The sequence below is a fragment of the Methanoculleus sp. UBA374 genome, from assembly GCA_002508705.1.
Lineage (GTDB): Archaea > Halobacteriota > Methanomicrobia > Methanomicrobiales > Methanoculleaceae > Methanoculleus > Methanoculleus palmolei.
The window spans coordinates 24136-38064 of sequence record DAYL01000028.1; the positions used below are offsets into that span (position 1 = coordinate 24136).

Genomic DNA, 13929 nt, shown 5'->3' on the forward strand with positions numbered 1-13929 from the left:
GGAACGGAGGCGCGGGTCGAGGTTAATCCGTACACCGAGACCCGCAGCTGGAGGTCCCGGAACGCTTTCCCGTGAATATGCCCCGGACAGAACTATTTCTATCAAATGCTCTCAAATAACCGTTCGTTATCTGCAAAGACCGGGTTGGGGTCGACCATAATCATTATTCCCGTAAGAGAAGAGAGATATCCGTTATGAAACGTATTTCCTTGACCCTTCTCCTGATCGCCTGCCTTGTCTGCGTCGGATGTTCCGCCTCCGCCGGGACGGTGGTTCCGAATACCGGATCGCAGACGTCTGAAAGCGGATTCATCTTCAACGAGTCCGTCCGGCCGGGTGACGACTTCTATGCCTACGTAAACGACGCATGGATAGCAGAACACCCTATTTCGGCCGATAAACAGTATTACGCGACATTCACCGGGCTGCAGGACCGGGTGAATAACGACCTCCACTCCCTCCTCCTGAATGCATCAACCGCCCCGACGCAGGGTGCTGACCGAAACACTACCCTTCTCGGGCAGTTTTACCGGTCGGGAATGGACAATGAGACGATAGACGGCGAAGGACTCTCCGGTCTATCCGATCTCCTCACGACAATCGACTCCATCGACTCCCGTGCCGACCTGACCGATGCCACGATCGTTCTCCTTGAGCAGGGGTTCGGTCCGGTGTATTCCTACTGGGCGGAGGTCAACCCCGAAAACAGCAGCGAAATGGTTCCTGGCCTCTATCAGGGCGGGCTCGGGCTGCCGGACCGGGACTACTACCTCCGGAACGACACCGAGAGCACGGACCTCCAGGATGCCTAGGGATCACATCGCCCGGGTTCTGGTGCTCGCAGGGGAGCCTGCAGAGCAGGCAGCAGCCGACGCAGAGACTGTTTATGCGATGGAAAAGACCCTTGCGGCGACCCACCTCAGCGCGGAGGAGAACCGTGACCCCGGGCTTACCACCAACCTCTATACCCTTGCCGAACTGGAGGACCGGTACCCTGCGATCGGATGGGAGACCCTCTCCACCATCCCGGGTTCCGGGCCGGTCGGTCGGGTGCATCTCTACCAGCCAGGGTATGTGGAGGGACTCAATACCCTGCTTGAGACGGCACCGCTCGAAGACTGGAAGGTCTACCTGCGCTACCGGCTGATCGACGGGGCGTCCCCTTACCTCTCTTCATCGTTCGAAGAGGAGCGTTTTGATTTCTACAGCAGGGCCCTCTACGGTGTTCCGGAGATGAAACCCCGGTGGCAGCGTGTCGTAGATACGGAGAGCATATCCCTCGGCGACCTGGTAGGCCGGGCGTACGTCGCCGAGTACGTGGACCCCAGGACCCGCGAGATGGTATTGGAGATGTTCTTCTCCATCCGGGAGACACTTGACGAACGAATTGCGAACCTTACCTGGATGGGCAATTTCACGAAAACAGCGGCCCACGAGAAACTTGCCGCCATGGGAGAGAAGATCGCGTATCCCGACCGATGGACCGACTACTCCGGGTTGACCCTCTCCGACTCGTACGTGGAGAACGTCCGTGCCGCCCAGGCCCACTCCTTCATTCACGGACCGAATGGGCTTGAGCGGATCGGCGGCCCGGTTGACCGGAGCCTCTGGTCCATAACCCCGCAGACGGTGAACGCTTTCTACGATCCGACCCGGAACGAGATGGTATTCCCGGCAGGCGTTCTTCAGCCGCCGATCTTTGACCCGGACGCAGACCCCGCTCTCAACTACGCAGCGCTCGGATGGATGATCGGGCACGAGATGACGCACGGGTTCGACGACGAGGGAAGGCAGTACGACAAGGACGGGAACCTGAAGGACTGGTGGACGAAAGAGGATGCCGAAAACTTCAACAACCGGACGGCCATGCTCGTGGCAGAGTATAACCGGTTCGAGGCCCTTCCCGGCCTTTACGTCAACGGCAACCTCACCCTCGGGGAGAACATCGCCGATTTCGGGGGCCTGACTCTGGCCTATCACGCGTGGAAGAAGGCGGAGAACCGGTCAGATGTGGTCGACACTGCCGCAGACCGGCGGTTCTTCTTCGGGGCTGCGACCCTTTGGAGGGTGAACGACCGGGAGGACTCGCTACGCAACCTGGTTCTGACCGATCCCCATTCTCCGGAGAATTTCCGGGTGAACGGAGTCCTGTTCAACATCCCGGAGTTTTACGAGGCGTTCCCGGAGATCCGGCCGGACGATGCCCTCTACCGGGAGGTCGAGGAGAGACCGGTCATCTGGTGACAGGTTCACGTTTGCCGGTCTGCAACCATACTTTTTTTTGCCCGCTGCGTGAGAATGTTTGAAGATGCGGGTTACCGGAACTTCCGAGCCGACCGCCGTTGCCTGCGATTGCATTCAACCAGAAATGCATTTCGGGAGGGCGCGGGGCCGTTCACTCGCTGCCGACGCACCGGATGATAAGGTCTTTGCCGAAGACCCTCCTGAAGGCGCGACCCTCGGACCGGACCGCCGAGGACTCAAGAGTGCAATCCGTCGCACTTACGATCTCGAGGGTCGCCGCCTTCTTGTCGATAGAAACGATGCGTGCCTGGGCGACAAGGCCGACATGGCCACGGTCAAGGTGCTCGGCAAGGCGAAGAAACACGGAGAGGGCAGGAACCGCCGCCGGCCCCGTACCTGTCCGGGGCGGTTTCTTCCGGTGATACCTGGCCACTTCCGCGATGATCCCGACCTCCCGCCGGTCAAACCCGGGCAGATCCGCATTGCTGATGATGTAGTGCGAGTGAAGGTGATGGTTGGAGAACGAGACGATCTCGCCTATGTCGTGGAGGTATGCCGCGTATTCAAGCAGTTCCCGTTCTGCGGTGCCGAACTTGTGCAGCCCTGCCTGTCTTCCGCTGTCGAAGAGTTCAAGCGAGAGACGTGCGACCGTCTGCGCATGCTCGGGACTGGCTCTGCATGCGCCGAGAAGCCGCTCTACGCTCTGCTTCCTCTTCCGCAGCCGGTCCTCGGGTGACATGCCGTTCCGGCGCGAGAGGTAATCGACGATCAATCCGTCCCGGAGACCCCGATCGCTTATGCGGATCTCCGAAAGACCGAACGCATCCATGACCTCCTCAAGAATGGCGGTTCCCGCAATGATGATGTCCGCCCGATCCGGGTTGATTCCGGGGACGCCCTTACGCCGATCGAGCGGAAGCGAGCAGAGCAGGGCGGCGGTCTTTCCAAGGTCCTCCCTGGTGAGGGCCGGCGGCGTATCCGAGAGCCGGTCCGAAACAGAACGCCGGGCAATCTCCGCAAGGTTCTGGATCGTGCCCGAACTCCCGTAGGCAACATCCACACGCTCCCTCTTCACCCGTTCCGCGACCGGCGTGACGACGTCCCGTATGTAGCGCCGGATCTCTTCGTAGACCTCCGGCGGCACGGAGTCCGTCGCTCCGTCCTCGAAGAACTGGTTCGTGAGGCGTATCGCCCCGAGATGAAGGCTTTCGAGCATCCGCTCCTGCCCCCGGTCCCCGACGATGATCTCGGTGCTGCCGCCGCCGATATCGACAAACAGTGCAACGGCGTCGCCCATCTCAATGCCTCGCGAGACACCGAGATAGATCAGGCGCGCCTCTTCAACCCCGGAGACCGTCCGGACGTTCAGGCCGGCTTCATTCTGCAGTCTCTTGAGGAAGTCCGCGGAGTTTCGCGCCTCTCGTACGGCCGACGTCGCAACTGCCACGCACTCTACCGCACCGAAACTGCGTGAAAGGTCGACAAACCTCCTGCAGACAAGGACCGCACGGTCCATCGCGTCGTCCCTGAGCCATCCCCGGATGAACGCACCCTCTCCGAGCCGCACAACCTCTTTCTGCTTCGTAAGCACGGTGTAAGACTGCGGGGACTCGAAACAGGCAACAAGGAGGCGGACGGAGTTCGTGCCGAGGTCGAAGAAGGCAACGACCCGTCCTTTCGAAGATGCGATCATTCGATCACAAGCCTCCTCCCGTAGACCGATTCGAAGAGAGCGCTCTTCTTTAAGGCGGACTTCTGTTCCTCGACGGCCGGGGACGAGAACGCGCACCGAATCACGACCCGGTCCGGGTGGACGTCGCAGTCGATCTCCCGGACGGCGTCGGTGTGCGTGACGTCAAGTCCGTCTGCAACCCGCAGCAGTGCTGCAAGGTCGCACACCCGCTTCCGGTCGGAGGCATCGAGTTCCGCAAACGGAGCATGCGACTCCTTCGGGGGCGATTTCCGGTGATACCGCGCGATGTTTCCTATGATCCGCCGCTCGTATTCGTTGAAGGGGAGCCGCTCATCGCGCCGGATCATCTCAAGCGCCAGCCGGTGGTGGCCCGCCCGACCTTCCACCCACCCGATGTCGTGCAACAGTGCGGCATACTCGAGATACTCGCGATCCGTCCCGGTCCGTCGATGGAGCGGCTGCAGTTCGTCGAAGAGCCGGAGCGCAAGGAAGGATACCTGCCGGGCGTGCCGGATATCTCCGCCGTATTCCTCCGCACAGGATGCGACCGCCCCCCTCCGGCTACCTCTGCCGTTCGACATCGACCTGCTGTACTCCTGCTGTCCGATCACTCTGCTGAGGTGTTGGCTCTGAACTATTATGAGTCTTTATTGTGTCGGGTTCACCTCCCTCCCCCTGCATCTCCGCACCCTCCTGCGGCGTTTCACCGTATGCGACTGAAATATGCTCTATCGTGAACGGGTCGGGCCGCAGAAGCGCATAACAGGCCCGCGAATCGCCGTCATCCGGCTTTCCGACGCTGCCGGTATTGACAAACCAGACACCGCCGACCTCGGCCGCAAACGGGCGGTGGGAGTGGCCGGTAACAATGACGTCGGCGTCCGCCGCGGCCGCAAGGTCCTTCAATCGCTGACTTGCGGTATTTTCGGAGATATACTCGGTGTTCGATGCCGGGCTCCCGTGCGTGAGGAGGATGCGCTTCCCGAAGAGCCTCAGGCGGACTTTCTCCGGGAGCGTTCGGAGATATCGCCGGCTTTTCCGCGAAAGACTGCGGCGGGCTCGCCGGAGCGCTTTGCGCCGTTTCCTGTTTTCGGAAGTTTTTCGAATCCGTCTTGCCCCGAGTACGTCTCGATCGTAGTTGCCGACGACGCTGATGACGTTTTCCGCCGCAAGCATCTGCAGGACCTCGTTCGGGGCCGGCCCGCCCCCGACGGAATCGCCGGCATTCAGAACGAGCGTTGCGCCCCGGGCCCCGGCGTCGTTAAGGACCGCCGCAAGAGCGGGGAGGTTTGCATGCACGTCGCCTATGAGGGCAACCATTGTCGGCGCACCCTGCTCTCGGCCCGGCAGGGGGGTGCTTATCGCCTCTCGAAGGCGTTCCCACAGCCTCTCCTCCTTCTGCTCCGCCCATGTCCGCACCAGCAGCGCATGGAGTTCCCGCCTCTGTCGGGCTCTGTCGTCGATGAGGTGGTGGGTGCCCGGCTCCACGAGCCTGAAGAAGTCGAGGTGCCCGAAGTATTCCCGCTGCCGCTCCCTCTCCGCGTCGAGGAATTCAGGCAGGAACCCGAGCCAGACGTCGCAGTCGTGCAACTCGCCGAGAACGTCCTGGAGGTGCTTCACCTTCTTCAAGGGTTCTTTCAGACCGTCGCCGTAAAGACCCTGAAACGCCTCCATGGTGTAACGGAGGTGTTTTACGGCGATGCGCATGGCGTGGTGCTCGACGGTGCGGTCGGGCATGGCGACGAAAGGCTCAAACCGGAATACTTCGTCGATCTGCCGTGATATATGGGAGAACGCACGTACATACGCTGCATGTGAACGGACGTCGGTGTTGCGGCACTCCTCCCGTTCAAGATATCCGGCGAGAGCGTCTTCCATCGCCTCGACGACCCCCGTCCTCTCCAGCCGGTCGATCCCCGCGATAACCGCCGGCTGAAGACCCGCTCTCCTCTGCTGAAGACGCAGAAAGAGGCATTCGAGTCCCGGGAGAAGGTACCGGGGGGAAGGGTCGGCTGCGACTGTGATATCCTGCGGCCGGTTTGCGCCGTTGTGCATGATGGAGTCTTTGATCCGGGCGAATACCAGATAGATTCTTTTTTTGAGCGTTTTATGGGCCGTCTCTCTTTTCGGGACGGGGACCAGGGGCGCCGGTTCGAAACCCGTATCTTCACCCATGAGGAGAAAGATCGGTCGCATCGACGGCCGTTCTCTCTCGCCGATGGTCCCGACAACGGATCGGAGGAACGCGATCTGGACGTCTGCATCCCTCGCGGCCCCGAGCGCCCGCGTGATGGCCCGGACCTCCTTGTTCCAGAACCGGTATTCCTTGCCGGAGAAACAGTCCTTGAACAGGGGAAGAGCCGCCCTAATCCGCCGGGACGCCACGCGCATCCTGTGGATGTACTCGATATCGTCCGCCGCACGGACACTCTCAACCTCGGCGCTGAAGGCCTCGAGAAGGTCGGAGAGGTACCCGGCCCCGTACAGGCAGGTCCCGGGGTCAGGCGCGCCCATCGCCATGATGCCACTCCCCCCGGTGTTCAATCAGCCACTGCTGCGAGTCGATGCCTGGCTCGCCATCTTTCGGGGTTACCCGTTCGTAGGTGCCGTCACTGAGCAGGCGTCTCGCCTTGACCGTATCCCCAAGATGGATATTCAGGATCTTGACCAGTTCCTTCCGGATAGCCGGATTGGGTACAGGGAACAGGATTTCGACCCTGCGCTTCAGGTTCCGGGGCATAAGGTCGGAACTCCCGAGAAGAATCTCCTCATCGCCGCCGTTTCGGAAGTAATAGATCCGTGCATGTTCAAGAAACCTGCCGACTATGGAAATGACGGAAATATTCTCGCTCACTCCCGGTATCCCGGGCCGTAGCGCGCACAGACCCCGTACGTTGAGAGCGATCGCAACGCCGGCTTCAGACGCCCGATAGAGCGCGGTGATGATCTCCGGGTCGAGCAGACCGTTGAGTTTCATGGCGATATAGCCGTTCCCGTGCTCCCCCTGATGCAGGATCTCCCGCTCGATCCGCTCGAGGATACCGGATTTCAGGGTGGTGGGAGCAACGAGAAGTTTGCGGTAGGTCTGCTGCTCCGCGTACCCCGTAAGGGCGTTAAATAGTTCGGTTGCATCCGCACCGATATCGGGATCGGAAGTTATATAACCGATATCGCCGTAAATCCGGCTCGTCACCGTGTTGTAGTTGCCGGAGCTCAGGTGAACGTAGCGAACGATCCTGTCGCCCTTTCTCCTGACGATGAGGCAGAGTTTTGCATGGATCTTCAATTTCTCGTGGCCGTAGACGACATGAACGCCATGCCGCTCGAGGTTTCTTGCGTAGGTGATATTGTTCTTCTCATCGAACTTCGCCTTCAACTCCACGACGGCGGTGACCTGTTTGCCGTTACGCCGCGCCTCAAGGAGCGTATCGATGATCGGGGAGTCCCGGTCGATGCGGTAGAGGGTGATCTTGATGGCAAGGACCTCGGGGCACCGTGCCGCCTCCCGGAGCAGGCGCACCAGCGGGGCCATGCTGTCGTAGGGGTGGTAGAGCATGGCGTCCTGCTTCTCAAGGCGGGAGAAGGCCGTTACCTCGTTTTCAAGCACGGGCGGAACGGCCGGGATGAACGGCCGGTCTTTCAGGTCGGGGCGGTCGATATCCTGCAGTTCCCGGAGATCGGCAAGAGCAAGCGGGCCGTCCGTCTCATAGATGTCGTTCGGGGAGAGGTCGAGTTTCTTCTCGAAGATGTCCCGCATCGAACCGGGCACGGGGCCGCCCGTCTCCAGCCGTACCGGATGCCCGACGCGCCGGGTGGAGACGCCCATTTCTATTGCGGTAAGGAGGTCCGAGGCTTCATCGACTACGACCTCTATCTCCGCGTTGCGGGTGACCCGGAACGGGTAGGATGCAGCCACCTGCATTCCTGGAAAGAGCCGGCCGAGGTTCTCGGCGATCAGGTCTTCGAGAAGGACGAAGTGATACTCCTGTTTTCCCTGCCCCCCTCCGCTCGCTATGGGCACCCGGACGAACCGGGGGAAGAGCCCGACCGGGACCTTCAGGCGGGCGCCGTGCTCCATGCCCTTCTGGTCCCGGACGATGATCCCGAGGTTCAACGACATGCTGGAAATGAAAGGAAACGGCCGGGCCGCATCGAACGCCATCGGGGTGAGTGCGGGCATGATGATCCGGTCAAAGTAGTCGCAGAGCTGGGCGCGCTCTGCGGGCACAAGATCGCGGTAGCGGTGGATGTATATGCCGGACTGCCGCAGGGCAGGCAGGAGTTCTTCCGACCAGCACTGTGCGTGGGCACGGACGAGCGGCTCGACCTCGCTGCGGATAGCGGCCATCTCTTCGGCGGGCGACATCCCGTCCGGCGGCAATTCCTGCGCCCCCTCCGACATCTGCCGCCGGATGCCTGAGACGCGCACCATGAAGAATTCGTCGAGGTTGCTGCCGCAGATGGCGAGGAATTTGACCCGTTCAAGCACGGGGTGGGTCGCGTCCTGCGCCTCTTCAAGCACCCTCCGATGGAATGCAAGCCAGCTCAACTCCCGGTTGATGAAGTACCGCCGGTCGGTTGATCCGCTCCCCCCTGCCGGGTGCGTGCAGGACGGCGCTGCAAACGGGTCCTCTATGATTGTCCCCCCCTGATGCGGGTCTCCGTCGCCCACGGGATCAGCCCCCGATAGGGATCTATTCCGGTGGGTTCGATAACTCTTACTCTCCTCGTCCGGATCATACTGTATACCTCACTCCCTCTCGGTATGCCAGATCCCGCGGTGCGCAAGCATCCAGTCCTGCGAGTTGAGAGGCTCTTCTCCCGGCGCCGGACGTACGCGTTCATAGGTGCCGTCACAATTTAACCTTCGCGCGATGGCGGTGTCCCGGAGATGGACGCGCAGGATATCGTTGATGATCGCTTCCCGGATCTCGGGGTCGATGACCGGAAAGAGCGTCTCCACCCGTCGGTCGAGGTTTCGGGGCATCAGGTCCGCGCTCCCGAGGAGGACCTCCTCGTCTCCGCCGTTTCTGAAGTAGTATATCCGTGAGTGCTCCAGGAACCGCCCGACGAGCGATGTGACGGTGATCGTATCGCTGACCCCTGATATCCCGGGCCGGAGGCAGCAGATCCCCCGGACCTGCAGGTCCACCGTGACACCGGCTTCAGATGCACGGTAGAGCGCCATGATGCAGTCGCGGTCTACGAGTGCGTTCATTTTCAGGGCGATATAACCGTCGCCGAACTCCTGCTGGCGCCGGATCTCCCTCTCGATCCGTGCGACGATCCCTTCCCGCATGGTCCCCATCGATCCGTGGGAGACGATGAGCCTGCGGTACCTCGACTTCCGGGAGTAGCCGGTGAGCGCGTTGAAGAGGTCGGTGACGTCGGCGCCGATCTCGGGGTTGCAGGTAAAGAGGCCGAGATCGGTATAGACCCGCGCCGTCCCGGCGTTGTAGTTTCCCGTCCCCATGTGCGTATAGGTGACGAGCGCTCCCGCCTCCCGCCGGACGACCATGCACATCTTTGCGTGGACCTTCAGGCCGACGAGCCCGTAGACGACGTGGACGCCCGCCCGCTCGAGCGCCCGCGCCCAGACGATGTTGTTTTCCTCGTCGAATCGCGCCTTCAGTTCGACGAGCACCGCGACCTGTTTTCCGTTCATGCGGGCATCCATCAACGCTTCGACGATTGGAGAGTTCAGCCCGACCCTGTAGAGGGTCTGCTTGATGGCGAGCACATCCGGGTCGTTTGCAGCCTGTTTGATGAAGTTGATCACGGGCGTGAAACTGTCGTAGGGGTGGTAGAGCAGGATGTCCTGCTTTTTGATCGCGGCGAAGATATCTTCTTCTCTGGAGAGGATGGGCGGGTAAGAGGGGAGGAACGGCTGGTCTTTTAGGTCCGGGCGGTCGACCGCGGTGAGTTCCATGATGTCGGCCATGCCGAGGGGGCCGTCGGACGTAAAGACAAGGCTCTGGGGGACACCGAATTTTGCCGTGAGCATCTCTCTTACCCATGCCGGCATGGAGCAGTCGGCTTCGAGGCGGACCGGGGAACCGATCCGCCGGAGTTCCACGCTCTCCTCGATCGCGGTGAGGAGGTCCGAGGCCTCATCTTCCTCGATCTCGAAGTCCGCATCCCGGGTGACCCGGAACGGGTATGCGGCAACTACCTCTACCCCGGGGTAGAGCCGGTTGAGGTTCGAGGCGACGAGGTCTTCGAGGAAGACGAAGTGGTCTAAGTTCGCCCCGGGAAGGTCCTCCGGGTCTTTTGCATCAAAGACGTCTCCCGGGACCCGAACGAGCCTCTGGAGGACGCCGAGCGGCACTTTCAGCCGGGAAAAGACCGTTCCGCGCTCGGGGTCATTGATGATAACGGCGAGGTTCAGGCTCAGGCTTGAGACGAACGGGAACGGGTGTCCGACGTCGAACGCCAGCGGGGTGAGGACGGGGAAGACTTTCCGCTCGAAGTAGTCTTCCAGGGCCCGTTTCTGGTCGGGATCGAGGTCCCGGTGCCGGTGGATGCAGATGCCCGCACGGATCAGTTCCGGGAGGAGGTCCTCGCTCCAGCACCGGGCGGCATCCTCAAGCAGCGGCGTTAAGTCCTGACGGATCGCCGTCAGCTGCTCGGTCGGCGTCATCCTGTCCGGGGGGGCTTCAAGAGCGCCGCGGGTCCGCTGCCGCCGGAGCCCGGAGACCCGGATCATCATGAATTCGTCGAGGTTGCTCCAGAAGATCGAGAGGAACTTTACTCGCTCCAGCAGCGGGTGCCGGTGGTCCTGTGCCTCCTCGAGGACGCGCCGGTTGAACTGTATCCAGCTCAGTTCCCGGTTGATGTAGTACCGGGGTGCATCCAGCGGTAGGTCCGGATGCGGTTTTTGAGTGGAGGCAGGGGCGTTATCGGTATTGTCAGGCGGCATTGCTCATTCCTCTGCTGGCGGAAGGCGGAGATATATAGCGGTCAATAGTTGTTTCAGTTCCTATATCTAACTTGCGGGGACAACGGAGCGGAGCGGGAAATCCCCGGTCGGGGCAGGAGATGACAGGGAGACCTCCGTCGGGAGTTTTCTAACAGGCAAATTGGAGGTCTGCCGTGCACGGGAACTTCCTGTGGAAGTTTCCTGACATCCCTACCCAAAACGAAATGACCGGCATCCGACCCGGTCCAGGCTGTTTCGAGGATTCGATTGTCCTCCGAAGGGCCGACTTTCACCAGCACCCCTGGCGCTTTGTCTCCCAAACCGGCAGAACTCCCCCGGCACGGGGTGGCCTGCCGGGTCGTATCGGTCATGAACAGAAATGAGTATACCCATTTTCCCGTCATATAGAGAACGGCCAGGCCCGTCCACCCTAAACCATTAAATGGTACCTGTGCATCATAAGGGGTATGAACCCGGCTGACAGCATTATACGGGGTTTTTCAACCCCTCCCTTGCGGGAGGGGCGGGATTCCGGCATTGAACGCCTCGGCCGTGGTGTTGACACGATGAAGAAGCCGAAAGTTGTCGGCGGAACGGATATCCGGTCCTTCCCCTTCGGCAGGGAGTTGCTTTCCGGTTACAGACTGGTGATGATAGCCGACATCGACGATCCGGCAACTGTAGACATTTCTCGATACCCTGGGGGTTCGGATTGGGGAAGATGAGGACGAGACCGTACGGCTCGGCGGCGGCGTTTAAGTAAACTAACGGTAAATGCGAGAACACTATGTCAGCGCTACAACGTCCAGGAGAGAGAGGCGGACGCACGCTTATTGCCATAGTCATCGTGATAGCAGCCGTGTGTGCCGTTGTGCTGGTATTGCATGTTCAGCCGTGGAAACCGACTCCACCCAGCCCACCGATTCCGCCCGGCCCACCGGTGTCGGCGATACCGACCCCCGCGATGCCGACGGTGACGGAGCCCACACTCGTTGTCGCAGCGAGCGACAGCAGTGCGGCATCGAAAGCCGGGGCAGATTATACCTGTGACGGTATCAACGATCAGCATGAGATCCAGGCTGCGATCGATGCTCTGCCGGCCAGCGGCGGGACCGTCCGGTTGACGGAAGGAACATTCAACTGTGCCGGAAGCCTTCTGCCCAAGTCGTATACGACCCTGAAAGGGCAGAATAATGAGTCTACCAACCTGATTTTTACAAATAACGGCCTGGTCTGGATGAAAAATGATTTCGTTGCGCTGGAAGGCTTCCGCGCAACCGGCTCCGGCTATTCCGGGCAATCGGCGCATAGGGGTGTGATATATATCACTGCGAGCCACGTGTGGGTCAGAAACGTCACGGCCACAGCCGACAGGTCCATCCAGGCTGTATTTTACGTGCGTTCTATTGAGGGCTACAACAAGGCTATCGAGTGTATTGCATTCATCGGCTGTGTGGCTGATGGTCCCGGAACGTACGGATTTCTTCATAGTTCGCAGGATACTGATTACAAGGTACACAAATATGTCCAGTATATCGATTGCAGGGCGATCGACTGCGGCCGATATTCCAGATTCAATAACTGGGTCACAGGATTCGATTTTGCGGAGCTCAACGACATAGAGAACCTGCGGGTGACCCGGTGTGTCGCCGAAGGCAGCTGGGAATCCGGGTTTCACCTCGAATGGGCTCCCGCCAAGAAAGACATCGTTTTCTCAGACTGCATCAGCAGAAACAACGGCCAGAAACCCTACCCTGAATATTACGACACAAGCGGCGAGTACTACTTCGGCGCCGGCTACATGGCGCCGCGGGGCCAGTACACGTTCAACAACTGCACCGCGGAAGGGAACAGCGCCTACGGGTTCTTCTTCAGTTACCCCGACGGTGTCTCCCTGTACAACTGCACGGACCGCGAGACGGGCCGGGGAAAGACCGACTACTCGCAGGTGAAACCGACGTCGTTCTTCATCGTGCAGTCGCTACTGACGGACGCCAACCCCTCGCTCGTCATGGAGAACTGTGAAAGCATCGAATCTTTCGGATACGGTCTGCATATCGCGCTGATGGATCATATGCAGATCAAAAACTTCCGGTTGACTGATCCAGCCGGGATCGACGGCAAGGGCGCCGTACTGGGGGGTTCACCGCGAGGAGCGTTGTTTGTGGATTCTAGCATCGATATCCATGCCACGGGGGATCGCGTCTCCACTCTGATATACGCGATGGGTAACAGGAATGTTGTATACTCCGGGCAAATAAATTCAAATGCGGCGCAGCCGTTTGTCATTGACGGATACGGGACCAGCAATGTATTGGTAAAGGGTATGCGGATCCTACCGGTTGGTTCGACGGGCATAACGTTGACACAGGATGTCCCCGACGGTGCTGTAAAGATCGTGAAGTCGTGACATCCAGTTCGTCCGCCTTTCGACCGTTCTGGGTGCATCAAGAAGCAATTCTGTTCCCTCTCTCCTTTTTTCTCTCTAATTTCCGAACGAATTCGATCCGCCCCCCTTTTTGCTTAATCTCTCCTGCACTGGTCAATTCTACCCGGACCTTCCGGGCATCTCAGGGGGTATTGCTGCGCCCGGGAGCATCAACTCCTTCTCTAATATAAAAACCATCTCTCGATCCGATATCCCTGATGAGGCTTTTTTTCATCTCTTGATTGCCTCAAAATTTGTATATTATCTCTTAAGTCTGTATGATAATTATTATTGTTTTAAAAATATTTTTATAGCATGATATAAATACCTAAATCCACTCCCATGAGGGGTGAATTGCATGAAGAGGACATTTGCAATGGAAAGACAGTCCACACTCCTTCTCGTGTTCAGCTTTTTTCTGATCGACGGTGCGGCCGTAGCAGGAGAGGAGTTGTCCGGTACAAGCACGCTTGTCGTAGCGGCGGGCGACAGCAGCGACGTAGCGAAGGCCGAGGCAGACTATGTCTGCGACGGATCGAACGATCAGGCGGAGATCCAGAAGGCCATCGACGCCCTCCCCGCCGGTGGCGGCACCGTCCAGTTGACGGAAGGGACGTTCAACTGCGCCGGGAGCATTCTACCCAG

Annotated in this window: 9 protein-coding genes and 1 pseudogene; 5 read left to right on the forward strand and 5 right to left on the reverse strand. The window is 59.9% G+C overall.

What is annotated here, in order from left to right; all coding sequences use genetic code 11:
- Positions 1–194: 194 nt before the first annotated feature.
- Together BRA42_RS08680 and BRA42_RS08685 are read left to right on the forward strand one after the other, a co-directional pair.
- Positions 195–812 (forward strand): M13 family metallopeptidase N-terminal domain-containing protein, encoded by a 618-nt coding sequence (locus BRA42_RS08680; protein ID WP_342770504.1) that lies wholly within the window; start codon positions 195–197, stop codon positions 810–812.
- Positions 805–2244, forward strand: coding sequence for a M13 family metallopeptidase (locus tag BRA42_RS08685; protein WP_342771204.1), 1440 nt, complete (start codon positions 805–807; stop codon positions 2242–2244). Before BRA42_RS08680 ends, BRA42_RS08685 begins: the two co-directional genes overlap by 8 nt.
- 151 nt (positions 2245–2395) lie before the next feature.
- Here the strand turns inward: BRA42_RS08685 and BRA42_RS08690 are convergent, their stop codons facing one another.
- The 5 genes from BRA42_RS08690 to ppk1 (BRA42_RS08710) all read right to left on the reverse strand — a co-directional run bounded on the left by BRA42_RS08690 (position 2396) and on the right by ppk1 (BRA42_RS08710) (position 10856).
- Positions 2396–3937, reverse strand: a complete 1542-nt coding sequence (locus tag BRA42_RS08690) for a Ppx/GppA phosphatase family protein (RefSeq protein WP_342770506.1) — start codon at positions 3935–3937, stop codon at positions 2396–2398.
- On the reverse strand, positions 3934–4548 hold the full coding sequence (locus tag BRA42_RS08695) for an HD domain-containing protein (protein WP_342770507.1): 615 nt from the start codon (positions 4546–4548) through the stop codon (positions 3934–3936). The genes BRA42_RS08690 and BRA42_RS08695 overlap by 4 nt, the downstream gene beginning before the upstream one ends.
- Positions 4499–6457, reverse strand: a complete 1959-nt coding sequence (locus BRA42_RS08700) for a CHAD domain-containing protein (RefSeq protein WP_342770508.1) — start codon at positions 6455–6457, stop codon at positions 4499–4501. The genes BRA42_RS08695 and BRA42_RS08700 overlap by 50 nt, the downstream gene beginning before the upstream one ends.
- The gene (gene ppk1, locus BRA42_RS08705; protein ID WP_292408093.1) at positions 6438–8609 is read right to left on the reverse strand and encodes a polyphosphate kinase 1; all 2172 of its coding nucleotides are present in this window, start codon (positions 8607–8609) and stop codon (positions 6438–6440) included. Before ppk1 (BRA42_RS08705) ends, BRA42_RS08700 begins: the two co-directional genes overlap by 20 nt.
- Positions 8610–8687: 78 nt before the next feature.
- Positions 8688–10856, reverse strand: a complete 2169-nt coding sequence (ppk1, locus tag BRA42_RS08710; RefSeq protein ID WP_292408095.1) for a polyphosphate kinase 1 — start codon at positions 10854–10856, stop codon at positions 8688–8690.
- A gap of 467 nt (positions 10857–11323) precedes the next feature.
- On the opposite strand from ppk1 (BRA42_RS08710), the gene BRA42_RS08715 reads away from it, so the two are divergent.
- The 3 genes and pseudogenes from BRA42_RS08715 to BRA42_RS08725 form a co-directional block, all read left to right on the forward strand.
- On the forward strand, positions 11324–11581 hold the full coding sequence (locus BRA42_RS08715; RefSeq protein ID WP_292408099.1) for a hypothetical protein: 258 nt from the start codon (positions 11324–11326) through the stop codon (positions 11579–11581).
- A gap of 62 nt (positions 11582–11643) precedes the next feature.
- Positions 11644–13266 (forward strand): hypothetical protein, encoded by a 1623-nt coding sequence (locus BRA42_RS08720; RefSeq protein ID WP_292408102.1) that lies wholly within the window; start codon positions 11644–11646, stop codon positions 13264–13266.
- 376 nt (positions 13267–13642) lie between these two features.
- Positions 13643–13929: pseudogene (locus BRA42_RS08725) on the forward strand (glycosyl hydrolase); the annotation flags it as partial.

Bases quoted from the DNA above. Each gene is read 5' to 3' on its own strand.
- BRA42_RS08690 (WP_342770506.1), bottom strand. From the start codon at position 3,937: ATGATCGCATCTTCGAAAGGACGGGTCGTTGCCTTCTTCGACCTCGGC.
- BRA42_RS08685 (WP_342771204.1), top strand. From the start codon at position 805: ATGCCTAGGGATCACATCGCCCGGGTTCTGGTGCTCGCAGGGGAGCCT.
- ppk1 (WP_292408095.1), bottom strand. From the start codon at position 10,856: ATGCCGCCTGACAATACCGATAACGCCCCTGCCTCCACTCAAAAACCG.
- BRA42_RS08720 (WP_292408102.1), top strand. From the start codon at position 11,644: ATGTCAGCGCTACAACGTCCAGGAGAGAGAGGCGGACGCACGCTTATT.
- BRA42_RS08715 (WP_292408099.1), top strand. From the start codon at position 11,324: ATGAACCCGGCTGACAGCATTATACGGGGTTTTTCAACCCCTCCCTTG.
- BRA42_RS08680 (WP_342770504.1), top strand. From the start codon at position 195: ATGAAACGTATTTCCTTGACCCTTCTCCTGATCGCCTGCCTTGTCTGC.
- BRA42_RS08700 (WP_342770508.1), bottom strand. From the start codon at position 6,457: ATGGCGATGGGCGCGCCTGACCCCGGGACCTGCCTGTACGGGGCCGGG.